The sequence below is a fragment of the Nostoc commune NIES-4072 genome (assembly GCF_003113895.1).
In the GTDB taxonomy this organism is placed as follows: Bacteria; Cyanobacteriota; Cyanobacteriia; order Cyanobacteriales; family Nostocaceae; genus Nostoc; species Nostoc commune.
Map to the genome: position 1 here is coordinate 308,840 of NZ_BDUD01000001.1, position 23,640 is coordinate 332,479.

Below are 23,640 nucleotides of genomic sequence, written 5' to 3' on the forward strand. Positions count from 1 at the left end.
CATCAGGATTTGCGTGTTGGATTTTCTGTATACTCAATCAATTGAGTCACCCGTTCTTTAATTTCATCGCGGACTCTAGGAAAAATTTCCGGTTGTTCTGCTGGATCGTCTAATTGCCAGTCTTCAAATACTTCTCGCACAACCCACTCTGGCGGCAAATTCACGCCACAGCCACACAAAGAAATCACTACATCAAAGTCTTGTGCTTGGAAATCACTAAGGGGTTTGGAGTGTTGATTGGTAATGTCGATACCAATTTCTTTCATGGTTGCGATTGCTTCTGGTCTGACCTGACTTGCTTCTAAACCAGAGCTAATTACTTCAATTTTTCCCTTACCAAGGGTTTTAGCAAAGCCTTCCGCCATCTGGGAACGCGCAGAATTTTTTTTGCAAACAAACATCACACGTTTCATGGTTCAACTTTTTTGAATAATTTGACTAAATTTAAAATGTTCTTGATTCAGATGGCGAAAAATAACGTTTTTCAAACCAGAAAGCAACATTAACAAGAGCAATTAATACAGGCACTTCGACAAGAGGCCCGACGACGGCAGCAAAAGCAACACCCGAATTAATGCCAAACACTGCGATCGCAACTGCGATCGCTAATTCAAAATTATTTCCGGCGGCTGTAAACGCTACACTTGCGGCTCTAGAATAGTCTGTCTTAATCCGCCAAGCCATGTAAAAGCTAATCAGAAACATGATCACGAAGTAGATGATCATCGGAACTGCAATCTTCACCACATCTAAGGGTATTTGAACGATCAAATTCCCTTTCAAGCTGAACATAACCACGATTGTAAATAACAGAGCAATCAGCGTGATCGGGCTGATTTTAGTCACAAATTCCTCATGATACCACTGCTTGCTTTTCACCTTTACTAGGAAGAAACGAGTGAAAAATCCAGCTAAAAAGGGAATACCGAGATAGATAAACACACTTTTGGCAATCTCGGCAATACTTACATTAACAACGCTGCCTTCTAACCCGAATAGTGGTGGCAGTACAGTAATGAAAAACCATGCATAAGGACTATAAAAGATAACCTGAAAGATACTATTGAAGGCAACCAATCCAGCCGTGTATTCTGTATTGCCTCGTGCTAAGTCACTCCACACAACTACCATTGCAATACAACGAGCTAATCCAATCAGAATCAATCCTGTCATGTATTCTGGATAACCGTGTAAAAAGGTAGCCGCCAGCGCAAACATCAGAATTGGCCCAATGATCCAATTCTGAAGTAGTGACACACCAAGAATTTTTCCGTTGCGAAATACATCTCCTAATTCTTCGTATCGCACCTTGGCTAGGGGCGGGTACATCATCAGAATTAACCCAATAGCGATCGGTAGATTTGTTGTTCCTACTTGGAACTGGTTGATAAAGGCTTCTACTCCCGGAAATAAATAGCCCAGACCAACACCGATCGCCATTGCTAAAAAAATCCACAAGGTTAGGAAGCGGTCGATAAACGAGAGGCGTTTTAAAGTCTTTTTGTTCATTACAATTAACCCCATACATAAATGCAGGAGCTTCGAGCAGGAATTTCAGATTATTCAATCCAACATCCAAAATTGAAAATCTAAAATTCGGTGAGTTCTATCAAGAGTATATCTCTATCATTTCAAAAAAAATTGATTTGTCAATCCGTAGGGAATTAGAAATAAACAAAACATTACAAAAAAAATTGATGAATTTTTAAGTCTCGCAGGGGGGACGAATAGGCAATATTGGGCTAAAGCGGCGGAATTCTGCTAAATACTGTTCTAGGGCAACAAACTGCGACAGATTGAGGCTGTAGTAAATCCAGCGTCCTTCTTGACGAGCGCGAACTAAACCAGCTTCTTTCAAGGTTTTGAGGTGAAAAGACAGTTTAGACTGAGTGGTTCCCAGGTGGTCGCATAGGTCACACACGCATAGTTCTTGAGAACGCAGAAGTTCTAATACCTTAATCCGTAGTGGGTCAGACAGGGCATGAAAGCCAGCAGCGATCGGATCAGGAGTGAAGGTGCTATTAGGAACCATCAACTTTTTTTGAAGTATTTATTTATAGTAAAGTCTAAATGATGGCTTAACAATATCTCTGTTCTTCCTCTTGTTTTGGCTAAGGTATTGTTGAGAAGATTATATTGAACTAGCAGTTTCCCTAACAGTTTCTCGCAGCCGCTCCACATCGCGCATTGGTGGTATACCAAAGAGCCGCTTGTACTCACGGTTGAAGTGCGAGGCATCGTCATAACCCACGCGGTAGCCAGCGCTAGCAGCGTCAAGGTTCTCGCCGAGCATCAGACGGCGAGCCTCCTGGAGCCGCAGTTGCTTCTGGAACTGCAAGGGACTCATTGCCGTGACAGACTTGAAGTGATGGTGAAAGCCCGAAACACTCATTCCCATCTCTTGTGCGATGCTCTCAATCTTGATCGGTTGGTCAAAGTCTTTACGAAGTCGCTCGACGGCTCTGGCGATGTGGTGGGTGTAGCCACCTAGAACTGCAATATGACGGAGCCGATTACCTTGCTCTCCTATCATGAGTCGGTAAATGATTTCCCGCTTAATCAGTGGTGCGAGAACATGAGCTTCAGCAGGAGAATCTAGAAGCCTGACAAGCCGCACCACAGCGTCCAAAAGATTTGCATTCAATGGACTTACGTCAATTGCTTTCACATCAGCACGGCTGCGCGATGAGGGATACCCTGCCTCGACCATCACTGAGCCAACGAGGGTAGGGTCAAGATCGAGGCGAAGGCTAAGGTACGGTTGCTCCTTGGACGCTTCCAGAATTTGGCTGACAATCGGCAGTTCGGCCGTAGCAAGCAGATAATGCATCGGGTCGTACTGATGGCGATCGCTACCCAAAAGAACTTCTTTGCTGCCTTGAGCGATCGCACAAAAGGCAGGGATAGAGACACTATGAAGGCATTCCGAAGGCGAGGAGGAGCGGTTGAAGTGCAAACCTTTGAGCGGCTCAATCGTCCCATCATGACGAATCGCCTGGGCAATCCGTTCAGTCAGTTCGTCTCTGTTGGCTTGCGCTCTGTCTACCTCGCGCTTTGCCTGCGGGTCGTTCATTAACTCCATAGCAGACTTTTCACTCGTTTTTGCAGCGTTCATTTCTAAGTTTGCAGGATTGTACAACAATCTTAGACGATCGTTTTATTGCTTGTCCTGCAAAATGCCTAAGATAAAGCTAAAGCAATGAAAAACGATTCCGGCTTCTTGGAAACGTCTGTATTTTTATTCAAGAGAAAACTCAGTTTTGATTGGGTAAGGGACTTACCTACTGACAACCAAAACGGCATCAAAGCTAACCTTGCTTCTTAAAAAATTCATCCTTATTGATAGAGAGGCGATAAATGTTCAATTTCTACGATTGGGACAGCCACATCCGGTGGTTTTAAGACCTTGTTAGGCGAAGAATCGAAGGAGAAAAATAGTGACGACGAATGAGAATGGAAACTACAGAGGAAAGGTTGCGTTTGTGACCGGAGGAGCAAGCGGCATCGGTCGAGCTACGGCGCTGGCGTTTGCCCGTGAGGGTTCCAGTGTGGTGGTTGCTGATGTTTCAGATTATCCTGCTGCAATTAACACTGAGTTGTTAAATCAGATTACCAACCAAGATATGGCTGAAAAAATGACTCAGTTGTATGAGCAGTATGGCATCTCACCCGATCGAGTAGCCAATATTGTGGCATTTGCAATTGATCAGCCAGAAGATACAAATGTGAACGAATTTACAATCGGGCCAACCACGCAGCCTTGGTAAAGATAGTGCTGGTGGTTAGACTGAGTGCGATCGCCGCCGTGAAATAGATGACCAAGGCGGTGCGGAGTCTGTACTTGAGTGTGTTGGCAATGAGTCAGCAATGGCAACGGCGCTCGGCGTTGCGCGTCCCGGTGGAGCGATCGGGTATGTCGGTGTGCTGCACGGCAGGAACCATTCTAACCTTTAATTTAAAGACAGGAGTTCAAACAATGCAAAAGCGCAAACTTGGAAACAGCAACTTAGAAATCTCAGCGATCGGGCTGGGCTGCATGGGAATGAGTTTTTCCTATGGCCCACCCAAAGACACGCAGGAGATGACCGATCTTCTCCGGGCCGCCATCGATCGCGGCATTACATTCTTTGACACCGCCGAGGTCTACGGCCCGTTCCTAAACGAAGAGCTGGTGGGTGAAGCCCTCGCTCCCTTCCGGGGGCAAGTTGTCATTGCTACTAAATTCGGGTTCGACATCAGTCCGAATTCTGATCCCCGTGGCATGAAGGGTTCACCCGGACTGAATAGCCGACCTGAGCATATTAAGGAAGCCGTGGAGGGTTCGCTCAAGCGGCTGAAAGTCGAGGCGATCGACCTGCTCTATCAGCACCGGGTTGACCCGAACGTGCCGATCGAAGATGTGGCAGGAGCGGTGAAGGAACTGATTCAGCAGGGTAAAGTGAAGCACTTTGGACTCTCGGAAGCAGGAGTGCAAACGATTCGTCGCGCACACGCGGTTGTGCCGATCGCGGCTCTCCAGAGCGAATATTCCCTCTGGACGAGGACTCCTGAAAAGGAAGTGATACCGACCCTTGAGGAACTCGGAATCGGCTTTGTCCCGTACAGCCCACTGGGCAAGGGCTTTCTCACTGGCAAGATGGACGAAAGCACGACTTTCGACAGTTCCGACTTCCGCAGCACCCTGCCTCGCTTCACTAAGGAGGCTCTCAAGGCGAATCAAGCCTTGATTAATCTGCTTGGCAGCATTGCCGAACAGAAGCAGGCGACACCTGCTCAAATTGCGATCGCCTGGCTCCTTGCCCAGAAGCCTTGGATTGTTCCGATCCCAGGCACAACGAAGTTGCATCGCTTGGACGAAAACATCGGGGCAGTCTCAATCGAACTCACGCCCGACGATCTGCGTGAAATCGATGATGCCGCCTCCAAGATCACGGTGCAAGGCGCTCGATACCCTGAAAAGCTGGAGCAAATGACCGGTCGTTGAGCGGCAAGGGACTTCCAACTAAAAAAATATCCTATCGTGGTGTAGGCAGGGGGGCAGGCTCACAAGTGTAGGTTTTTTACAAAAAACATCTAGAATGAGGTAAGACTAGGTAGACAAGGAGGGAAAGTGGACAAGGAGGAAGAACGCAGAAAAATTATAACCCACGAAGATTTAATCATCTACCAAAAAGCATTTCAGGCAGCTATAACTATTTTTGAGATATCAAAACGGTTCCCAGACGAAGAAAGATACTCTCTTACAGACCAAATTCGTCGTTCATCTCGCTCAGTTTGTGCCAACTTAGCAGAGGCTTGGCGAAAAAGAAGATATAAAGCCTCATTTATCGCCAAATTAAACGAATGTGAAGCAGAAGCAGCAGAAACCCAGGTTTGGCTTAAGTTTGCCCTCAGATATCAGTATTTATCGATAGAAGAGGAAAAAAATTTATCTGGTGCATATAATCAAGTATTAAGCGGATTAGTCAAGATGATTAATCAACCAGAAGATTGGTTAATTGGTTGAAGAATGCTAAAGAATAAGTATCTCAAAGAATGGGCGAAAATTGTTAGTTATCATTTCCCTGATCTATCTTTGCCAGAAGTAGCAGGTTTAGCCACTTGGAGCTTTGGGATAGTGATGACAGGCTCAAGTAGTCTAACCAGAGTCTCAGAATTTATCGGCAGGCTTAATCAAGAGAACACTAATGCAGTTCGACAAAGACTAAAAGAATGGTATCAAGAAGCAGATGCCAAAACAGGAAAAAAAAGAACTGCTATAGATGTAACTAAGTGCTTTGCTCCTCTACTCCAATGGATTTTGAGTATGTGGAACAGTGAAGAAAAATGGCTTCCTCTTGCGGTAGATAGCACTAATATTGGACAACACTTCACGGTTCTTTCTGTTCATGTTCTCTATCGGGGTTGCGGCATTCCTGTAGCTTGGAAAATTGTCAAAGGAACAGAAAAAGGAGCTTGGAAACCTCATTGGCAGCAATTATTCCAATCATTGAAAGATGTTGTTCCTCCGGAAATGCAAGTCGTTGTTTCAGCAGATAGAGGACTCTATGCTGACTGGTTGTTTGACACAATTTGTGCTTTGAATTGGCATCCTTTTTTACGAATTAATTATACTGGAACATATCAAATTAGAGGAGAGACCGAATGGCAGTTTTTAGATAAACTAGTACAAAAAACAGGGACGAGTTGGTCTGGAATAGTCACCTGTTTTAAAACTAATCCACTCAATTGCACAATACTTGCCCGTTGGGATGAAGGTTACAAAGATCCTTGGTTAATTGTCACGGATTTACTACCCCAACAAGGGGATGCTCTCTGGTATTCTTTACGTTCTTGGATTGAGTGTAGTTATCGGGATATCAAAAGTGATGGTTGGCAGTGGCATAAAACTCGTTTACGAGAACCAAATAGAGCCGAAAGGGTATGGTTAGCTATGGCTGTAGCTACCCTTTGGACTATAACAATTGGCACTGATATAGAGCCACATTACCTAAATAATTTATCGAAAGAACTTTCTCCAAATCATCTGGACAAAAAACAAGATATTCCCAAAAAAACTGTTTGTAAGATTTCTTGTTTTCTTCAAGGTTTAATTCATATTCTTGCTGACTTACTTAACGGCAAGGCTATTTCTTTAACTGGTTTGTTTCCACAACCCTACCACAGTACATCTGCTGCTGCTGCCAATACTTCCTAATCTCAATGAATGGTTCTGGCGTAAAAAAGCTTCCTTGTCTACTTTCCCCCCAAGTCTTCCAAGTCTTACCTCTTTCTAGATCTGATTGTAAAAAACCTACACTTGTGAGCAGGGAGCAGTTCTTGCTGGGGGAGAAAGAAAAATATGATCTGAGTAAATTGGATAATTTATTTTCTGGAAGTCTCCAAACTTGAACTGGGGCGGAGTACAAGCTCCATCTCAGTTTTTCCCCCTGCCCCCTTGCCTCTTTTGACAGGTTTATAGTCGATTCTTAGTTGGAATCACAATCATCGAGAAATAGGGTACTTCATCTGGATCAACTTCATCCAGGGGTATGATGCGTTGTTGTGATGTTGATGCCCGCTCAATATATCTTGCTCGTGATGCTAGCCCTAATTTATGCAGAATATCTCGTACTTTGGTAAAGTGACGACCTAGCTTCATAATTGCTGCTGCGTCGGTCATCAGCAGATGGGTAGTCAGTTCTTCTGCTGGCAATGGCGCGGGTAAGACTGTAAGGATATCGGTGTAGTAGGTGAAAGGTACACCCAAGGCTACCGGACAAGCCATCAGCGAAGAAACTCCGGGGACAACTTCTGTTTCGTACTGGTCACATAACCGCGTGAACACGTACATGAACGAACCATAGAAAAATGGATCGCCCTCGCATAGCACCACGACATCCCGACCGGCTGCTAAATGGTTGGCGATTGGTTCAATCTCTTTATCATAAATAGACTTGGCCTTTTCTGGTTCGAAAGCGCGGGGGAGGTGAAACAATACCTCGATTTGATTACCAGGTAAATACTGCGCGACGATCGCTCTCGCAATACTTTCTTTATCTGTGGCTGATTGATAAGCTACCACAGGAGCCGCACGTAATAACCGCAGTGCTTTCAGAGTCAATAGTTCGGGATCGCCTGGGCCGACACCAATTCCATAAAGACGACCTTTGGTTTCCATATTCATTCTTCCTCCGTTGCCAGGGCGTTAACTGCTGCGGCTGCGATCGCACTCCCACCGCGCCGACCATGTAAGGTTAAAAATGGTACATTACTGCTATCTGCTGCCAATGCGGCTTTCGATTCGGCTGCACCGACAAACCCCACTGGAAAGCCTAAGATAATAGCAGGTTTCGGCACTCCTTCATCGAGCATTTCTAATAGCCGGAATAGTGCTGTGGGCGCATTACCGATTGCAATCACCGATCCTTCCAGGTGCGATCGCCATAATTCTAAAGCTGCCGCCGACCTGGTAGTACCCAGACGCTGGGCAATTTCTGGCACTTCCGGCTCGTTGAGGGTACAAATAACTTGATTGTTTGCAGACAACCGCCGCCTAGTAACGCCATCGGCAACCATCCGGCAATCGCACAGAATTGGCGCTCCTGCTGCTAATGCTGCCCTTGCAGATTGTACTGCTGTTGGTGAATATCCCAAGTCAGTGACAATATCCGTCATTCCACAGGCGTGAATGAGACGCACAGCAACTTTTGCTACATCTGGTGGCAACACATTTAGGTTCGCTTCTGACCGGATGATTGCAAAAGAATTGCGGTAAATTTCGTTGGCATCTCGGATGTAGTCGGGCATTCAATTTTAGATTTTGGATTTTAAATTTTGGATTGACTTGTTCAGCAGGCAGAAGGGAATCTAAGCGTTTATTGAATTACAGTTTAGGACTTACGCAAACTCTACGATTCTTGGCGTTCTTGGCGTCTTGGCGGTTCGAGAAATTAAGCTTTTTAGCGCTTTTTGCGTAAGTCCTACAGTTGTAATTGAGCGATCGCACATCGATTGCTAAATTCCCTAAAGGATTCATTCTGATTCAAGCGTTGAATTTTATATATATCTAGCATCCGCTCTATTAATGCAGGTAGTTCAGCAAAAGTCACATATTGATATATTTGCCGTCCAAATTTCTGCGTGCTGTCACCAACATAAACGTGATACCCTTCCACAGTTCCAGTGTCATCCTCAATGCTGACACCTAGCAGAGTAATATCACTCTTGCTATGCTGGGCGCAGGATTTTTCGCAGCCAGTAAAGTGGATATTGACAGGGCAATCGAGAGTAACGCGAGTTTCAAGATACTCTGCTAATGCTAATGCATGACTTTTGGTGTCCGTGGCAGAGGCGGTGCAACCCTTTTTTCCAGAACAGGCAACTAATGCACTCTTGATATTAGTTGCTGAGGCATCTAATCCTAAGAAAGCAATTTCAGTTTGGACATCAGCAACCCATTGCTGAGGAATATCTGTTAGCAGCAAATTTTGCCAGGGGGTTAACCGAAGAGTACCGCTACCGTATTTCGTCGCTAAATCTGCTAAACCCCGTATTTGGTTACTCTCCAATCGTCCAAGGGGTAAGACGACACCAATGTAAAATAAGCCTTTCTGACGTTGGGGATGGATGCCAATATGTTGATACTTTCCCTCTCCTTGCAAAAGAGTAGAGAATTCCTCCCTTTTCCCTAATAGATTGGGGGTTAGGTGACTGCATAAAAGAGAAAAAGGTAGACGCTGCTGAACTTCCTGAAGATAATTTTCACAACCTAAAGTATTCAATAACTCTAAGAGACGTAGCCGACGCTTACTTGTAGTATTACTATGAGCTAGATAAACATCCGCCAAAGCTGCCAAGACGGGCAAACATTTCTCTGGTGGTAACAAAATTCCCATATCGCTGGGCGGTTGACCTTTTGCGCCGACACTGAGATAGATGCGGAAATAAACATTACCGTCAAATAAGACAGCAGCAAATAGGATATCATTCAAGCGATCGCACACCCGAATTATCCCACCACCATCAAAGCAAACGCTAAATTTTGCCGACAGTCCCGAAAGCGCCGGATGTGCAGCAATATAATCATCCCAACTTTGGACAAAAGGGCGGGTGTCGATTAATTCTAGCAAGTCGATGCCAGCAGTTGGGCTGGTCATAATATTACGGATGTGGTCTACAACAGGATTACGAGAACCCAATCCTATATCTTGTAGATGTTTCAGAACCTCAGCATTTATCCCCGTGCGGATTTCACGGACTTGTAGGTTAGCTCGATTAGTCACATCTACATAGCCGCCACCGTGCTGTTCTGCTATATCTGCGATCGCACGGCACTGCTGACTACTAATAATTCCACCTGGTATTCTAATGCGAGATAACATACCATCGGCGGCGGGTGTAGCATAAAACAAGCCAGGACAAGTGGCAAATCCAGAAACCAAACTTGGAACTCCTTCCCCGTGCAACGCAGGGAGTAGACGGTGAGTGTGTCTTGACGACATCTTGAGAGTTGGCATTCTGACTTGGGCAATCCCATCACAGCTGCGGCACAGTCCCGGAATTTCACCGGAGTTTCCCAACTCCAAGCCTTAGTAATTTAGCACGAGAACGTAGTCAGAAACTTTAATGCTTCATATTTTGAATCAACCTATCCACGCCCAAAAGCGTGAATTCGATGGCTCATATAGTAACCGCCTAATTAGTTTAATAAAAAGACTTCTCGCTGGTTTTACTACACAAAACTGTCTTTTTCTGAGTCAGAAAGGGACAGATTTGAACGAAAAACATAATTTTGAGCCACTTTCCAATAGCGCGAGAACCGCTTGAGGTCAATATAGCCATCATAGTCAAAAAATGGTTCTACTTCTAGCACTTCCACCGCTATAGAACCCTCCATTTGATTGCAGATATCATCAAATCGGGGACTGGGACTGTTAGCTGTGACAATTAAATTTGCATCATGTTCTTTAGCAAAAGCTAAAATTTCCAGTGCCACATCGCCACGACGGATAACAACGGGTAACTCTAGCAAGCATTCGTAAATAAAAGTGATGCGTTTGAGACTTAGTTGCCATTCATTTATCAAAGCCTCGTCCCAAACCCAGATAGCTGGCGCATCGGGATATTTTTGTAATACAGGGTTGTATGGACTGAGGCAATCTCCATGTACCCAAACAATTGGTTTAGTCATTAGTCATTGGTCATTGGTCATTAGTCATTAGTCATTGGTCATTAGTCATTAGTCATTGGTCATTAGTCATTGGTCATTAGTCATTAGTCATTAATCAAGAGTTATTATTCTCTTCCTTGTCCCCCTTGTCCTCCCGTACTCCCCCTGCTCCCTTTCCCTTTCTTTCCACGCTGCCAACTTTGGCTATTGGCTTGTTTGCTAAATTCCCCTTTAGGAAAAAGTCGCTGTTCTAATTCTTCATAGCTGCCTTCAAAATCACAATGACCGTAAAGGGGACATTTCTGGCAATAAATGCCTTTGGTGTAGCGTTCTAAGTTCTCACGATTAAAAAAATACGGTTTCTGACTAAAGGTGCTGGCAACCCACTGCCATGACATATTATTACTAGCAGGATCTCCATCTAATAGGTGTTCGAGAAACCATTTAGCTCCTGCTTGCCAACGAATACGCAGCCAATGGACAATGTAAGCTGCTAGCCACATTCGGGCGTGGTTATGTAGATAGCCAGTTTCTTTCAAATCACGGCTAAAACTGTCGATGCAAACCCTACCTGTGGTTCCTTGTATAACATCTTGCGGCAATTCGGGTGCATATTCAGCCGCAGTGTAACCAGTTTTGTACTCTTCCTGGTCTTTCCAGATTCCATCCCCTAACTTGACATACAACCGTTGCCAATAGTCGCGCCAGCCTAACTCGTTAATTAGTTTTGTAGCATCATTTTGGTGCTGTACCCGTTCAAGGACATAATCTCGAATTTCTCGCAAACTCAAAACGCCATAACGAATGTAAGGCGAAAGTCGCGTGACTGCACCCGCGAAAAAATTACGTGTTTGCGCGTAGCTTACTGCATCGATTTTTTGCAGCGCTTTCTCTGCCGCTTTGCGTCCCCCCAGAGTTTCGCTGATGTGGTCATCGCGTTGCGCCGCATCAGGGAATTGTTCGCGGAGGTAGGCTACCAACTCATCGCGGTTGGTAAATTCGCGTTGCATATCTTTAGACATTCTAAACAAATATAAATAGGTAGGTAGGCATAGCCCGCCGCAGGCATGGCTTAATCTATGTACAATTCTAAAGCGGTCGCAATCTCTCACACTTCCATCATGAGCAACATTCCCCAAGTCGGACAACCAGCACCAGATTTCTCCATCCCTGACCAAAATGGCAATGCAGTCACTCTCGACGACCTCAGCAGCCAGTGGGTTGTTCTCTACTTCTACCCCAAAGATGACACACCCGGTTGTACCACCGAAGCCAAAGATTTCACCGAGTTGTATCAAGACTTCAGCGCACTGGGAGCGAAAATCTTAGGCGTGAGTCCCGATTTGGGTAAGTCTCATTGTAAATTTATCAGCAAACATAACTTGTCAATCACCCTCTTGAGTGACCCAGAACATATTTTGACAGAAGCCTACGGTGCTTGGCGCTTAAAAAAATTTATGGGCAAAGAATATATGGGTGTTGCTCGCTCAACTTTTTTAATTTCACCTGATAAAATGATTGTCTATGCTTGGCCGAATGTGAAAACTAAAGGTCATGCTCTGGCAGTTTTAACTAAATTACGGGAATTAGCAACCACATAACGCGACTGAATGCAGGTATAGTTACAGCAATGCTACGTGAATCATATTTATAGTAATAAAGCAGGATGTGAGCAGCTTATTTGAGCAAGCGATCGCCAATGCACTGAACTCAGCTAATCCTCAAAAAGTTCTGGAAGGCAAAGTCGCTAATGCTATCATCCAGGCAGGATTTGATTTAGTTAGTTTTAATAAAACAGTAGGTCTAAATGGCGAAGTCGGTGAAATCGATGTGGAAACCAGTAACGCTATCATCGAAGTAACAACCCAAACTGCTCGAAAGTTGAAGCAAGTTCAAAAGTTGATATCAAACTCTGATTTGAATCCCTTGAACAAGCCAGTTATTCTCTATGCACCCAATTATAAATTTACTCCGACTCAAGATATCATCGCTACAGGCAGTTATGTAGTTTGCAGTCAAGAGGAATTATTAGAATTATTATCCATACTAGGAGCATAACCGATGCCAGAACCCATTTCTCTAATTTCTAGTGCTGAGATTAAACCAGGAGACTTTTTGAGTTTTCTGCAATATTCTGGAGTATTACTACATCCAGATAATGTATATGATGGACGTATTTCTAGAGACAATACTCATGTTTGGATTGTTTTAGATAACACTGAATTAAAAAATTTTAATCCTGATGAAATTGAACTCATAACCCAGAAGCTTACAGCTAAACCTCAGACTCACATTCTACTTGATGTCAGCAAAACTTCAGGAAGTGAGCAACTAGCGCTAGAGTTTGCGTGTCAGTTTGCCAAAAAATGGTCTTGTATTGTCTATAATTCAAGTCAAAAAGTCTACTCAGCACAAGAATTATTAGGGTTATGCCAAACAAAACTAGGTTTTGTTTAGATAGTATATAGAGTTGCATAAATTATGGTTCAATTTATCCAAGCACACAATGTCGGGCTTGCCTATTTGGAGGAAAAATTTAGTCTACAGCTAGCCGAAGATGAGGCATTCTTCACAGAATGGTTTGAAACTTTACCGGAAATTACAGATTTAGAAAAGCAAGATTTAGACAGAATAAAACTTCATTTTCTCCGCTTAGTCAAGCGTCCTCCATTGTCGGAAGAAACGGTAAAATTAGTAATTTTATCTCCTTTACTCAATTTAGCTGGATTTTATGATGAACCTTTTTATATGAGAGGTGAGGAATCAATAGAAATTTCTGCGGAAGATGAAGGAGAAATCATTAGGGGTAGAATTGATGTTTTAGTTATTCAAGAACAATTCTGGTTGTTAGTAATTGAATCTAAAAGGTCTAGCTTTTCTCTTTTAGAAGCCGTACCTCAAGCACTTGTTTATATGTTGGCTAATCCTAATCAAGACAAACCTACTTTTGGATTAGTAACAAATGGTAGTGATTTTATTTTCTTGAAACTTACCAAACAAAATCAGCCAAAGTATGCTATTTCTGACCAATTTACACTTTTGAAACGAAAAAGTGAATTGTATCAAGTTCTAAGTGTATTAAAAAATTTGAGTCAAAGTTTGAGTTAATAATTATGTCTATTCGTCCTATATACCTTGATTGCCACGCTACTACAGCCGTAGATGAACGGGTATTAGCAGCGATGCTCCCCTACTTTACAGAAAAGTTTGGCAACCCATCTAGTATTGGTCATGTTTACGGTTGGGAAGCAGAAGCTGCTATTAAGCAAACGCGAGAGATTTTAGCAGCAGGAATTAACGCCACTCCAGAAGAAATTGTTTTTACCAGTGGTGCAACAGAAGCAAATAATTTAGCTATTAAAGGTGTTGCTGAAGCTTATTTTAAAAAAGGTCAGCATATTATTACTGTTGCCACTGAACATAGTGCAGTAATTGACCCTTGTAATTATTTAAAAACTCTCGGTTTTGAAATTACTATTCTCCCAGTTAAAAAAGATGGACTGATTGATTTAAATGAGTTAAACAAAGCTTTCCGTCCTGAGACGATTTTGGTTTCGGTGATGGCTGCAAATAACGAAATTGGCGTTTTACAGCCAATAGCCGAAATTGGGGAACTATGCCATGCTTACAACATCATTTTCCACACCGATGCAGCCCAAGCTATTGGTAAAATTCCCCTAAATGTGCAAGCGATGAAAATTGACTTGATGTCGCTAACTGCACACAAGGTATATGGGCCAAAAGGCATTGGGGCGCTGTACGTCCGCAGGCGCGATCGCAGAGTGCAACTAGCCCCCCAGCAGCACGGCGGCGGACATGAACGGGGGATGCGGTCTGGGACATTGTATACACCGCAAATCGTCGGCTTTGGGAAAGCTGTAGAAATCGCTTTGGCTGAACAAGCAACAGAAAACCAACGCCTTACTCAGTTAAGACAAAGCTTGTGGTCGCAGCTTTCCCAACTTGAAGGAATTCATCTCAACGGACACCCTCAAGAGCGATTGGCGGGAAACTTGAATATCAGCGTTGAGAGGGTGGATGGAGCCGCACTTTTGCTAGGATTGCAGCCAGTAATGGCGATTTCTTCTGGTTCTGCTTGCTCATCAGCAAGTACTGCACCTTCCCATGTTCTGACAGCACTGGGAAACCCCCAACAGCTAGCTTATGCCTCAGTGCGGTTTGGGATTGGCCGGTTTAATACCCAAGAGGAAATTGATATTGTGGCGAAACATGCGATCGCTACCATTCAAAGCTTACGCAAAACCTCCTTTATGGATTCTCGCCAAGAAAAGCAGCAATCTGATCTAGTTCCTGCTGATTGAGGCGAAATTCCCCAGCAGCGATGATTCCTTCCACCTGCTTAGGATTGCGTGCGCCAACGATCGCAGCTGTCACCGCCGGATTGTTTAAAGTCCAAGCGATCGCCACCTCACCGGGGGAGCGATCGTGTTGTTCACCAATATGCTGCAACAGCTCTACCAGCTTCAGATTACGAGATAAACGTGGCTCCTGAAATTCACTACTATTCCTGCGCCAATCATTATCTGGTAAATTGGCAACTCGCTCAGGTGTCATCTTTCCTGTAAGTAAACCCGATTGCATAGGTGAATATACAATTACACCGATGTTGTTTTCCTGACAAAAAGGCAGAATTTCCTTTTCAACATCAGGCTTAACCAATGAATAAGGCGGTTGCAATGAGGTAACTGGTGCAATCTTTTGGATACGTTTTAACTGTTCTACATTGAAGTTTGAAACCCCGATATAGCGAACCTTACCCTCATCCTTGAGTTTGGAGAGAGTCGTCCAGCCTTCTTCAATTTCTGACTCTGGGTTAGGCCAGTGGATTTGGTAGAGATCAATGGTTTCAATGTCAAGTCGGCGCAAACTAGCTTCAACTTCCCGCCGCACAGAATCCGCCTTCAGACTGCGACTAATTTCGCCCTTTTCATCCCAAATCATTGAACATTTAGTGAAAATGTAAGGGCGATTAGATCGACCCTTGAGCGCCTTAGCAACAACTTCCTCCGAATGTCCTAGACCATAGATAGCTGCGGTGTCAATCCAATTAACGCCGAGGTCGAGAGCGCGAGCGATCGCTTCAATCGATTCCTGGTCATCCTGCGCTCCCCAACCAAAAGCCCATTCACCTCCACCGATCGCCCAGGCTCCAAAGCCGATTGGGGTAATGTGAAGCTCTGAATTACCGAGCTGTTTGGTTTGCATATCTATATATCTCCAAGAATTTTTGAGTCAATTGCTAGTTTAGGTTACAAATATTTTCTCAACCGCTATCTGAAGTGTGAATGACTACTACTGAAAACCCAACAGCAAATCATTACTTATGTAGGATTACTAAATTCTGAAGGTTGTGTTGATATATACTACTTATACATTAGTACAGCACGGCGTAAATCCAGCTATTATCTCAATTAACAAGATAAATAGGGGCATGGCAATGCTTATAGGTGTCAACTTAAGCTAAAAGTAGCTTAACTGAAAGCTTCCTCACCCGCCCAGAAATAAATTTCAGGGCTAATAGCTAAAGTCTACTGAAGTAGACTAAATATTCCTAAAAATCTTTAGTCTACTTTAGTAGACTTTAGCTATTAGCAAGGAACTTCAGTTCCTTGCGGGACATGGCTTTTACGTGAAGTTGATACCTATGGGCATTGCGCCTTGCCCCTACAATAAATCTACATGTATCAGGATTTTTGTAAATTGATATCAGTGTTTATCAAAATAGAGAAGTAATATGTCAGAAGATTTAAAAGGCAAAGTTGCGCTAATCACTGGTGCAAACAAAGGTATCGGGTATGAGATTGCACGCCAACTAGGTTCTAGAGGCGCTACTGTTCTGGTTGGTGCAAGAGATATCAAACGTGGTGAAGAAGCGGCGAATAAACTTTGTTCAAATGAGATCGATGCTCGATCAGTTCAACTTGATGTCACAGACCAAAAAACAATTGACTCTGCGGCTAAACAAATTGAGAGCGAATTTGGAAAACTTGACATCCTTGTGAACAATGCTGGAATCTTAAGTGATGGCGATGCCTACGGCGGTAAACTACGCCTTCCACCCAGTCAAGTTGATATTGAAACACTGCGACACACTTACGATACAAATGTATTTGGAGTGTTTGCAGTTACAAAAACGCTGTTGCCACTCTTAAAGAAGTCAACAGCAGGGCGAATAGTAAATATATCAAGTGGTTTAGGTTCTCTAACTCAAAACTCTGACCCAAATTATGAGTTCGCTAATTCTAAGCTTCTCGCTTATAACTCATCAAAGACAGCAGTAAATGCGATCACAGTTCTATTGGCTGCTGAACTTAAAGATACCCCAATTAAAATCAATGCTGCTGACCCAGGCTTCACAGCAACAGACATTAATCAAAACCAAGGATACCGCACCGTTGAGCAGGGAGCGATCGCAGCAGTGAGACTTGCCACTTTACCTGATGATGGTTCTAGCGGAGGGTTTTTTGATGAGGATGGCGTGGTTCCCTGGTAGGAAGTAGGGGGCAGGGGGCAGGGGGCAGGGGGCAGGGGGCAGGAGTTAGAAAATTCGGTTTATCCACCTTTTATCTCCGTTAATGAGCCTTTGAACTGGATGAATCCACCTTTTATCTCCGTTAACGAGTCTTTGAAGTGGATTAGGACTTACGCAAAAATTGCTAAAAAGCTTAATTTCTCGAACCGCCAAGACGCCAAGAGCGCCGAGAATTCGTAGAGTGTGCGTAAGTCCTATGGATGAATCCACCTTTGAACTCCGTTAACGAGTCTTTGAACTGGATGAATCCACCTTTTATCTCCGTTCATCCAGCTTGTCTCCTTGTTCTCTTTTCCCTACTCCCTACTCCCCACTCCCCATTTAATAGGGATTTGAATCAATCCGTCCCCTTTTAACACTCCTGAGATAGTACCCAGAAGTTGGTCTGTTTTTTAAATTAAAAGTATCGCCACTGCGAACTTTCCAAATTTTGTAATTAGAAAAGGTCAACGGCTTTCGGGGTTCACATACTTCTGGTATATGATTGCCAAGTACAAAGTACGCGTCACCCCTACCCATAACTTTCACCAAACCGTTTTTATCCACAAGAACCGATGTACTTTCGCTAACCGCTATGCCTAAAACACTGCTAGCTACACCGTCCTTAATTTGACGGGCAATGAAAGCCATAATTCGACCCATTCTTTGCCGCCTGTCGAAGTGCGTATCTACAATGGTTCCCTTCAAATTACTCCAATTGAAAAAGTTGTAAGTAAAAGTAATGTCTCGGTAGGGATCATCGAGTGCATCTCTAGTTTCAATGCCTTTTTCAGAAGAAGCACAAGCATCATAGACACAATCACTTTGGATCATTGCACCCGCACTGGTGCCACCAATACCACCTCCCTTAAGGTAAACTGACTTAACGGCAGCCTCAAGCTTGGTATCTTTCCAGTTGCGGATGTATTGACATTGGTCGCCGCCAGCAAAGAAAATTACATCAGCATTTCTAATTTTTTCATAAATCTCAGCTTTGTTTGCTTCTTCTCTATTACGAATCAGAAGAGTTTCCACAGAGTTTACGCCCTTCATGGCATAAATCAGCCGATTGTAATCGTGATTACCATTGGTGCGGAGAACTACAACATTAACTCTAGTGCCGGAGTTACTACCTCCCCGAACTTGATTGATCATCCACTGGATTGCATCATCGACATCGGGGCCACCCCCACCTAAGGTAAGGACTGGGCCTGCTAAGGTGGGTCTAGCATTGTCGAAAGAGGGAGAGCCAGAGGGGGAGGGGCGGACATCAATAGTGTCACCCAGGAAGTAGCGTTTCCAGCTTGCAATAAAACGGGTTATTAGGAAGGTTCCCATCTTCAACAACTTGATTCCTGTATTTTTCAAGCGCCTTGCTATGCTTGGGAATGCCTTTGTCATACTAAGCTTCTAGAGCAAACTGCAATTATTGCTAGGCTGTTACGCACTTTAATTGCTTATTTATCCGTGAGGATTGTCCTTAGTCATTGGTCATTAGTCATTAGTCATTAGTCATTTGTCATTTGTGAATAACCAATCACCCATGCCCCATGCCCCATGCCCCATGCCCTATGACAAATGACAGTTTTAACGAAAAAATCTGCAACTTAAACGCGTACTAGCTTAACTCTGGCACTAGAGAGGGTAGAATTTCCAGCGTACAGGGCTTGTACTGTTTGTTAACTCAAAATAACGCGGAGTAATCATTTATTCTCTGCTCTACTCTGCGAAAATCTCTATATTGCTTGTGTTGTTTAAAATTCTAGATCCCCGGCTTCTTCAAGAAGCCGGGGATCTATGCTTACCACGCAATTTGCGATCGCTCTTGTACAACTCGCTGATATACTTCTTCGGTTTGCTTGGCTAATTTCGGCCAGCTAAACCGTCGCTTTAAATCCTCATAAGCGTTATCCACCAGCCATTGCCGATACCCTGGATTTTTCAAAACCTCCAAAATTCCCCAAGCTAAAGAATCGGGATTGTTCACCCAAGTCACAATGCCTGTTTTGGTATGTTGCACTACTTCTGGAAAACCACCCGTATCAGAAACTACTACCGGAACCCGAGAAGCAAAGCTTTCTAAAGCCACAATTCCAAAAGGTTCGTAAAGACTAGGAAAAACGGCACAGTCAGCGACAGTTTGGAATCTGTCTAAGTATTGATCCGAGAGAAAACCTGTAAAATAGCAATGATGCCAAATTCCCAAATCCCAGGCTTGGCGCTTGAGATGGTCAGTATTGCCGCCACCAACAATTACAAATTTAACATTACCTGCCATTTGCGAAAGGATCTTAGGTGCGGCATTGAGCAATATAGGTACACCCTTTTCGTAAGTCATGCGACCAAGGTAATAAACTATTTGCTCATCGTCTGTGGCGAATTGGCGGCGAAAATTCAGAGCATGAAAATCTACGTTATGCTGTTTCTTTTCGGCTCGGATACCGTTATAAATAACATCGATTTTGTCCCAAGGACTGTGTAGCGCTCGTTCTACTTCTTGGCGCATATAGTTGCTACAAACAATAATCCGCCAAGCGTTGTAAGCCAGCAAGGTTTCTTTGCTATTTATATAACCTTGAATATCTGTGTGAATACCGTTATAGCGTCCGTATTCTGTAGCGTGAATTGTAGCAATTAGTGGTATTTTAAAATTATGCTTGAGAGCGATCGCAGCATCTCCTACTAACCAATCGTGGGCATGAATTAAATCAAAAGGCCCTTCTTCTAAAATCAACTTACCACCATGATCTCCCATACTCAGGTTGAGATTGACTACCCAGTGGAAAAAGTCATTACTATGTGCCACTGGCACTCGATGCACCTTTACTCCCTCAACCACTTCATACATCGACGCATGACCAAATTCTGCTGTAATTAAGTGGACTTCATGTCCTAGCTTTACCAGTTCCGGGTACAATTCCGCTACATGCCGCGCAATTCCCCCAATAATCCTTGGTGGAAACTCCCAACTCAGTACCAGTATCTTCATCTGCTAGATTCCCCGACACTTTACAAATATCTAAAAAATTACATTTACCTAAAAATACAAGGGTGGCAAATATAGTAAGTATGTTTACTAAAATTTTGAGATTTTTTAACAGTTATTTTGTTAAAGCTTATCAAAGGTTATCAACTGTGGGATAGGGATAACAAACAAGGTGTAATTCGTAATTAGAACAATTTAGCATCCCCTTCGCAACTCATGTGTCAGTAAGGGCTAACTTGATCGCGCCCTTGCTGCTTGGCTTCTCTACGAGAGGTACGAGCGTCATTGCGTACAGCCCTTTGGGCATGAAAACAGCGTAGGGGGCGTTCGCTTCTAGCGTCTTAGGACTTACGCACACTCTACGAATTCTCGGCGCTCTTGGCGTCTTGGCGGTTCGAGAAATTAAGCTTTTTAGCAATTTTTGCGTAAGTCCTAGTCTCTAAGAGTTGCCCATTGCGAATTGGTATCCCCAAACTTTGTTAAACATAAAATAAAATCCTAGTTCGTAGTGAGCGATTCATTGCTCGAAACAAGGATTATCAGGACTTTAGTCCTTACGAGACGTTATGGTAAAGCCCCCAAAAATTCTATTCGGGGGCTATAAGCGAATGAACGAATTTATTCGATCTTTGAGATGTCGCCGCAAGCATTAAGCACTCTTAAATCAGTTTTGATCCAAGCGCAGTACTGCCATAAAGGCTTCCTGTGGTACATCCACAGTACCCACAGATTTCATCCGCTTTTTACCTTTTGCTTGCTTCTGTAATAATTTCTTCTTCCGGCTGATGTCACCGCCGTAGCACTTGGCTAACACATCTTTCCGCAAGGCGGGGATGTGTTCGCTGGCGATAACTTTACTGCCAATAGATGCCTGAATTGGCACTTTAAATTGATGGCGGGGAATTAGTTCTTTGAGTTTTTCTGCCATTGCCCGCCCGACGTTGTAAGCTTTATCACGGTGGACAATCATCGCCAAGGAATCCACAGGATCGCCGTTAATCATGATATCCAGCTTCACCAGAGGATTTTCACGGTAGCCGATGAGGTGATATTCCATACTGGCGTAACCGCGCGATCGCGACTTCATTTGATCAAAAAAGTCAGTTACAACTTCCGCCAAGGGTAGCTCATAAGTAAGGGTGGTTCGTCCTTGGGCAAGATATTTCATATCTTTGAAGATGCCACGGCGATTTTGTGACAACTCCATCAAGCTGCCAACATAAGTTTCCGGCGTAATCATCTCTACTTGGACGTAGGGTTCTTCAATTTTTTCGCGATCGTTGGGAGAAGGTAAGCGGCTAGGATTATCGATGTACAGTTCCTCACCTTTGACGGTAATCACCTTATAAACCACCGAGGGGGCTGTAATGATTAAATCTAGGTTATACTCCCGCTCTAGACGTTCCTGAACAATTTCCATGTGCAGCAAGCCCAAAAACCCGCAACGGAAGCCAAACCCCATCGCGCTAGAAGTTTCTGGTTCGTAATGCAGCGCTGCGTCGTTGAGTTCGAGTTTTTCTAAAGCTTCCCGCAAATCTTCAAATTGATCAGCATCAATGGGGAACATCCCACAAAAAACCATCGGGTTCGCTTCTGCATAACCTGGTAAGGGTGATTCAGCTTTCGCCTTACTGAGGGTAATTGTGTCTCCTACCCGTGCATCAGCTACAGCTTTAATTGCCGCTCCCAAATAGCCCACTTCCCCAGCGTGGAGTTCATCAACTTGCTTTTGAGTGGGAGAAAGAACGCCTAATTCATCAATTTCAAATTCTTTACCAGATGCCATTAAATGGATGCGATCGCCTTTTTTCACAGTGCCATCCATCACCCGGAAATACACAATTACTCCCCGGTAACTGTCGTAATAGCTATCAAATATTAACGCTCGTAAGCGTTCATTTATGGTATTAGGCGGTGGCGGTATCCGCTCCACAACTGCTTCTAAAATCTCATCAATACCAATTCCTTCTTTAGCAGAGGCAAGAATCGCACCACTGCAATCTAGACCGATAATTTCTTCAATTTCGCCAATTACTCGTTCTGGTTCTGCCCCAGGCAAATCGATTTTATTCAAAACCGGGATAATTTCCAGGTTATTCTCTAACGCTAAATACACATTTGCCAAAGTTTGCGCCTCCACACCTTGGGACGCATCTACTACCAATAGCGCTCCTTCACAAGCCACAAGAGAGCGAGAGACTTCATAAGAGAAATCCACATGCCCAGGAGTATCAATTAAGTTCAGCACATACTGTTGACCATCCTTAGCTGTGTAATTCATCCGGGCAGCTTGCAGCTTAATTGTAATGCCGCGCTCCCGTTCCAAATCCATATTGTCGAGAAACTGTTCCTTCATCTGTCGGTCTTCAACAGTGCCAGTAGCTTGTAGCAAGCGATCGGCGAGGGTTGATTTCCCGTGGTCGATGTGAGCAATAATACAAAAATTGCGAATGCGAACTGCGGGAACGTCAGTCATATACTATCTTTGCCTTAGCAGCAACCAAAGTTAAAAGAGCAATTTACTTAATGTATTTTAATGCTTTCTTAGCCAAGACGCTCCGTTTTTAGTGCTGAGTTACGAGTGCTGAGTGCTGAGTTAGGAGTTAAAAGTTAAGAGTTAAAAGTTAGGAGTTATTATTCTGCCCCTGCCTCCTGCCCCCTGCCCCCTGCCCCCTACCCCCTACCCTCTTCCCCTCTTCACCCCATCTTTAACTTTTGATCTAAATAGGTGGACTTTTAAGAATATTATGAAAGTCTATTTGTCGCTGCTAGTATTCAACAACTAGAAGCGTACAATAAATATAAATAAGTACATGTAGGGATCATGTAAGGATCATGGATAATTACCACTCGTAATTACCCATAGTCACTGATTTATCGGCAAAACTTCTAAAGCCATTGTCTAGTAAGTTATATGAAAAATGCGATTTAAAACTTAAAGCTGTTACTTTGGTGCTATTTCGGGGAACTATGTAAATATTCCGTTGAAGATTTTTCAGTAAATTAGCCCAAATTATGAATATAACTACTTTACAAAGCTTTAGACAAAACCAATTCAGAGTATATCAAACCTATGAATATGCAAGAGAAAACTACCGAAGCGGAAAACACACGAGCCGATAAGGTAGAAATTGCTGTCCGCTTGGACTCCGAGCTACTAGAGCAAATTCAGCATCTCACCAATGACCCAAGTAAAGTGATTGAGGTGGCGATTCGTCAGTGGTTGCGGGGTGAAATCCTTAGAGATGACGAACTGACGCGTACCCCTGTGCGTAAACCCGTTCCTCCTCGGGGTGAATGGAATGATTGACGCTATTAATCAGCTGTCAATGCAAGTTAAAAAGTGAAGTTTGCCAATCTGGGTTTCAGATCACCAAGAAATACTCAATAAAAAACGAAAAAGCTGTAAGAATTTATGCATAAATTTGAGCAGCTTTAGTAAAATTACGGTCGGATACCCTTTGTCTATCC

The 23,640-nt window shown here is 43.7% G+C and carries 25 protein-coding genes and 1 riboswitch; of the genes, 12 read left to right on the forward strand and 13 right to left on the reverse strand.

Annotated features, from left to right (window positions below; translation table 11 throughout):
- Positions 1 to 2: 2 nt before the first annotated feature.
- The 4 genes from arsC to CDC33_RS01355 form a co-directional block, all read right to left on the reverse strand.
- Complete coding sequence (gene arsC / locus CDC33_RS01340; protein ID WP_109006957.1) at positions 3 to 413, reverse strand: arsenate reductase, glutathione/glutaredoxin type; 411 nt, start codon at positions 411 to 413, stop codon at positions 3 to 5.
- Positions 414 to 444: 31 nt separating this feature from the next.
- The gene (gene arsB, locus CDC33_RS01345) at positions 445 to 1,509 is read right to left on the reverse strand and encodes an ACR3 family arsenite efflux transporter (RefSeq protein ID WP_109012393.1); all 1,065 of its coding nucleotides are present in this window, start codon (positions 1,507 to 1,509) and stop codon (positions 445 to 447) included.
- A gap of 196 nt (positions 1,510 to 1,705) precedes the next feature.
- Positions 1,706 to 2,032: an ArsR/SmtB family transcription factor gene (locus CDC33_RS01350; RefSeq protein ID WP_109006958.1), complete on the reverse strand. Its 327-nt coding sequence runs from the start codon at positions 2,030 to 2,032 to the stop codon at positions 1,706 to 1,708.
- Positions 2,033 to 2,131: 99 nt separating this feature from the next.
- Positions 2,132 to 3,115: an AraC family transcriptional regulator gene (locus CDC33_RS01355; protein WP_109006959.1), complete on the reverse strand. Its 984-nt coding sequence runs from the start codon at positions 3,113 to 3,115 to the stop codon at positions 2,132 to 2,134.
- An 84-nt stretch (positions 3,116 to 3,199) separates the two neighbouring features.
- Here CDC33_RS01355 and CDC33_RS41100 point away from each other — a divergent pair, with 84 nt between their 5' ends.
- From CDC33_RS41100 to CDC33_RS01380, 5 genes are all read left to right on the forward strand, one after another.
- A complete protein-coding gene (locus CDC33_RS41100; RefSeq protein ID WP_280524389.1) occupies positions 3,200 to 3,325 on the forward strand; it encodes a hypothetical protein in 126 nt (41 codons plus the stop codon).
- Between the two features lie 112 nt (positions 3,326 to 3,437).
- A complete protein-coding gene (locus CDC33_RS40110) occupies positions 3,438 to 3,767 on the forward strand; it encodes an SDR family NAD(P)-dependent oxidoreductase (protein WP_109006960.1) in 330 nt (109 codons plus the stop codon).
- 209 nt (positions 3,768 to 3,976) lie between these two features.
- On the forward strand, positions 3,977 to 4,984 hold the full coding sequence (locus CDC33_RS01370; protein ID WP_109006961.1) for an aldo/keto reductase: 1,008 nt from the start codon (positions 3,977 to 3,979) through the stop codon (positions 4,982 to 4,984).
- A gap of 126 nt (positions 4,985 to 5,110) precedes the next feature.
- Positions 5,111 to 5,506, forward strand: a complete 396-nt coding sequence (locus tag CDC33_RS01375; RefSeq protein ID WP_109006962.1) for a four helix bundle protein — start codon at positions 5,111 to 5,113, stop codon at positions 5,504 to 5,506.
- A gap of 3 nt (positions 5,507 to 5,509) precedes the next feature.
- Positions 5,510 to 6,697: a transposase gene (locus CDC33_RS01380; protein ID WP_109006963.1), complete on the forward strand. Its 1,188-nt coding sequence runs from the start codon at positions 5,510 to 5,512 to the stop codon at positions 6,695 to 6,697.
- A 258-nt stretch (positions 6,698 to 6,955) separates the two neighbouring features.
- Here CDC33_RS01380 and CDC33_RS01385 read toward each other — a convergent pair whose 3' ends face one another.
- From CDC33_RS01385 to CDC33_RS01405, 5 genes are all read right to left on the reverse strand, one after another.
- Positions 6,956 to 7,660: a precorrin-2 C(20)-methyltransferase gene (locus tag CDC33_RS01385; protein WP_109006964.1), complete on the reverse strand. Its 705-nt coding sequence runs from the start codon at positions 7,658 to 7,660 to the stop codon at positions 6,956 to 6,958.
- A 2-nt stretch (positions 7,661 to 7,662) separates the two neighbouring features.
- The gene (locus CDC33_RS01390; RefSeq protein WP_109006965.1) at positions 7,663 to 8,289 is read right to left on the reverse strand and encodes a precorrin-8X methylmutase; all 627 of its coding nucleotides are present in this window, start codon (positions 8,287 to 8,289) and stop codon (positions 7,663 to 7,665) included.
- A gap of 173 nt (positions 8,290 to 8,462) precedes the next feature.
- A complete protein-coding gene (gene cobG, locus CDC33_RS01395) occupies positions 8,463 to 9,998 on the reverse strand; it encodes a precorrin-3B synthase (RefSeq protein ID WP_181373857.1) in 1,536 nt (511 codons plus the stop codon).
- Positions 9,985 to 10,074, reverse strand: a riboswitch (adenosylcobalamin-variant (AdoCbl-variant) riboswitch). (Overlaps the previous gene by 14 nt.)
- 139 nt (positions 10,075 to 10,213) lie before the next feature.
- Complete coding sequence (locus CDC33_RS01400; RefSeq protein ID WP_109006967.1) at positions 10,214 to 10,672, reverse strand: adenine nucleotide alpha hydrolase family protein; 459 nt, start codon at positions 10,670 to 10,672, stop codon at positions 10,214 to 10,216.
- 104 nt (positions 10,673 to 10,776) lie between these two features.
- On the reverse strand, positions 10,777 to 11,673 hold the full coding sequence (locus tag CDC33_RS01405) for an FAD-binding domain-containing protein (RefSeq protein WP_109006968.1): 897 nt from the start codon (positions 11,671 to 11,673) through the stop codon (positions 10,777 to 10,779).
- Positions 11,674 to 11,772: 99 nt separating this feature from the next.
- Between CDC33_RS01405 and bcp the strand changes: the two genes are divergently transcribed.
- From bcp to CDC33_RS01430, 5 genes are all read left to right on the forward strand, one after another.
- Positions 11,773 to 12,252 (forward strand): thioredoxin-dependent thiol peroxidase, encoded by a 480-nt coding sequence (gene bcp / locus CDC33_RS01410; protein ID WP_109006969.1) that lies wholly within the window; start codon positions 11,773 to 11,775, stop codon positions 12,250 to 12,252.
- 67 nt (positions 12,253 to 12,319) lie between these two features.
- Positions 12,320 to 12,709: a hypothetical protein gene (locus CDC33_RS01415; protein WP_109006970.1), complete on the forward strand. Its 390-nt coding sequence runs from the start codon at positions 12,320 to 12,322 to the stop codon at positions 12,707 to 12,709.
- 3 nt (positions 12,710 to 12,712) lie between these two features.
- Complete coding sequence (locus CDC33_RS01420) at positions 12,713 to 13,108, forward strand: hypothetical protein (protein WP_109006971.1); 396 nt, start codon at positions 12,713 to 12,715, stop codon at positions 13,106 to 13,108.
- Positions 13,109 to 13,132: 24 nt separating this feature from the next.
- Positions 13,133 to 13,759, forward strand: a complete 627-nt coding sequence (locus tag CDC33_RS01425) for a type I restriction enzyme HsdR N-terminal domain-containing protein (RefSeq protein WP_109006972.1) — start codon at positions 13,133 to 13,135, stop codon at positions 13,757 to 13,759.
- 5 nt (positions 13,760 to 13,764) lie between these two features.
- The gene (locus CDC33_RS01430) at positions 13,765 to 14,973 is read left to right on the forward strand and encodes a cysteine desulfurase family protein (RefSeq protein WP_109006973.1); all 1,209 of its coding nucleotides are present in this window, start codon (positions 13,765 to 13,767) and stop codon (positions 14,971 to 14,973) included.
- Here CDC33_RS01430 and CDC33_RS01435 read toward each other — a convergent pair.
- A complete protein-coding gene (locus CDC33_RS01435; RefSeq protein ID WP_109006974.1) occupies positions 14,921 to 15,877 on the reverse strand; it encodes an aldo/keto reductase in 957 nt (318 codons plus the stop codon). The genes CDC33_RS01430 and CDC33_RS01435 overlap by 53 nt on opposite strands.
- A gap of 529 nt (positions 15,878 to 16,406) precedes the next feature.
- On the opposite strand from CDC33_RS01435, the gene CDC33_RS01440 reads away from it, so the two are divergent.
- Entirely contained in the window at positions 16,407 to 17,165 is a 759-nt protein-coding gene (locus CDC33_RS01440; protein WP_109006975.1) for an SDR family oxidoreductase, read from the forward strand.
- Positions 17,166 to 17,525: 360 nt separating this feature from the next.
- Here CDC33_RS01440 and CDC33_RS01445 read toward each other — a convergent pair whose 3' ends face one another.
- The 3 genes from CDC33_RS01445 to lepA all read right to left on the reverse strand — a co-directional run bounded on the left by CDC33_RS01445 (position 17,526) and on the right by lepA (position 22,645).
- Positions 17,526 to 18,584: a cyanophycinase gene (locus CDC33_RS01445; protein WP_181373858.1), complete on the reverse strand. Its 1,059-nt coding sequence runs from the start codon at positions 18,582 to 18,584 to the stop codon at positions 17,526 to 17,528.
- Positions 18,585 to 18,984: 400 nt separating this feature from the next.
- A complete protein-coding gene (locus CDC33_RS01450; RefSeq protein ID WP_109006976.1) occupies positions 18,985 to 20,172 on the reverse strand; it encodes a glycosyltransferase family 4 protein in 1,188 nt (395 codons plus the stop codon).
- A 661-nt stretch (positions 20,173 to 20,833) separates the two neighbouring features.
- Positions 20,834 to 22,645 (reverse strand): translation elongation factor 4, encoded by a 1,812-nt coding sequence (lepA, locus tag CDC33_RS01455; protein ID WP_109006977.1) that lies wholly within the window; start codon positions 22,643 to 22,645, stop codon positions 20,834 to 20,836.
- Between the two features lie 597 nt (positions 22,646 to 23,242).
- Between lepA and CDC33_RS01460 the strand changes: the two genes are divergently transcribed.
- Positions 23,243 to 23,479 carry a hypothetical protein gene (locus tag CDC33_RS01460; RefSeq protein WP_109006978.1) on the forward strand — a complete coding sequence of 79 codons (237 nt, stop codon included), beginning with the start codon at positions 23,243 to 23,245 and terminating at the stop codon, positions 23,477 to 23,479.
- Positions 23,480 to 23,640: the final 161 nt, after the last annotated feature.

Coding starts and splice junctions, on each gene's coding strand:
- arsC (WP_109006957.1), bottom strand. CDS start 413: ATGAAACGTGTGATGTTTGTTTGCAAAAAAAATTCTGCGCGTTCCCAG.
- arsB (WP_109012393.1), bottom strand. CDS start 1,509: ATGAACAAAAAGACTTTAAAACGCCTCTCGTTTATCGACCGCTTCCTA.
- CDC33_RS01350 (WP_109006958.1), bottom strand. CDS start 2,032: ATGGTTCCTAATAGCACCTTCACTCCTGATCCGATCGCTGCTGGCTTT.
- CDC33_RS01355 (WP_109006959.1), bottom strand. CDS start 3,115: ATGAACGCTGCAAAAACGAGTGAAAAGTCTGCTATGGAGTTAATGAAC.
- CDC33_RS41100 (WP_280524389.1), top strand. CDS start 3,200: ATGAAAAACGATTCCGGCTTCTTGGAAACGTCTGTATTTTTATTCAAG.
- CDC33_RS01370 (WP_109006961.1), top strand. CDS start 3,977: ATGCAAAAGCGCAAACTTGGAAACAGCAACTTAGAAATCTCAGCGATC.
- CDC33_RS01380 (WP_109006963.1), top strand. CDS start 5,510: ATGCTAAAGAATAAGTATCTCAAAGAATGGGCGAAAATTGTTAGTTAT.
- CDC33_RS01385 (WP_109006964.1), bottom strand. CDS start 7,660: ATGGAAACCAAAGGTCGTCTTTATGGAATTGGTGTCGGCCCAGGCGAT.
- CDC33_RS01390 (WP_109006965.1), bottom strand. CDS start 8,289: ATGCCCGACTACATCCGAGATGCCAACGAAATTTACCGCAATTCTTTT.
- cobG (WP_181373857.1), bottom strand. CDS start 9,998: ATGCCAACTCTCAAGATGTCGTCAAGACACACTCACCGTCTACTCCCT.
- CDC33_RS01400 (WP_109006967.1), bottom strand. CDS start 10,672: ATGACTAAACCAATTGTTTGGGTACATGGAGATTGCCTCAGTCCATAC.
- CDC33_RS01405 (WP_109006968.1), bottom strand. CDS start 11,673: ATGTCTAAAGATATGCAACGCGAATTTACCAACCGCGATGAGTTGGTA.
- bcp (WP_109006969.1), top strand. CDS start 11,773: ATGAGCAACATTCCCCAAGTCGGACAACCAGCACCAGATTTCTCCATC.
- CDC33_RS01420 (WP_109006971.1), top strand. CDS start 12,713: ATGCCAGAACCCATTTCTCTAATTTCTAGTGCTGAGATTAAACCAGGA.
- CDC33_RS01425 (WP_109006972.1), top strand. CDS start 13,133: ATGGTTCAATTTATCCAAGCACACAATGTCGGGCTTGCCTATTTGGAG.
- CDC33_RS01430 (WP_109006973.1), top strand. CDS start 13,765: ATGTCTATTCGTCCTATATACCTTGATTGCCACGCTACTACAGCCGTA.
- CDC33_RS01435 (WP_109006974.1), bottom strand. CDS start 15,877: ATGCAAACCAAACAGCTCGGTAATTCAGAGCTTCACATTACCCCAATC.
- CDC33_RS01440 (WP_109006975.1), top strand. CDS start 16,407: ATGTCAGAAGATTTAAAAGGCAAAGTTGCGCTAATCACTGGTGCAAAC.
- CDC33_RS01445 (WP_181373858.1), bottom strand. CDS start 18,584: ATGACAAAGGCATTCCCAAGCATAGCAAGGCGCTTGAAAAATACAGGA.
- CDC33_RS01450 (WP_109006976.1), bottom strand. CDS start 20,172: ATGAAGATACTGGTACTGAGTTGGGAGTTTCCACCAAGGATTATTGGG.
- lepA (WP_109006977.1), bottom strand. CDS start 22,645: ATGACTGACGTTCCCGCAGTTCGCATTCGCAATTTTTGTATTATTGCT.
- CDC33_RS01460 (WP_109006978.1), top strand. CDS start 23,243: ATGAATATGCAAGAGAAAACTACCGAAGCGGAAAACACACGAGCCGAT.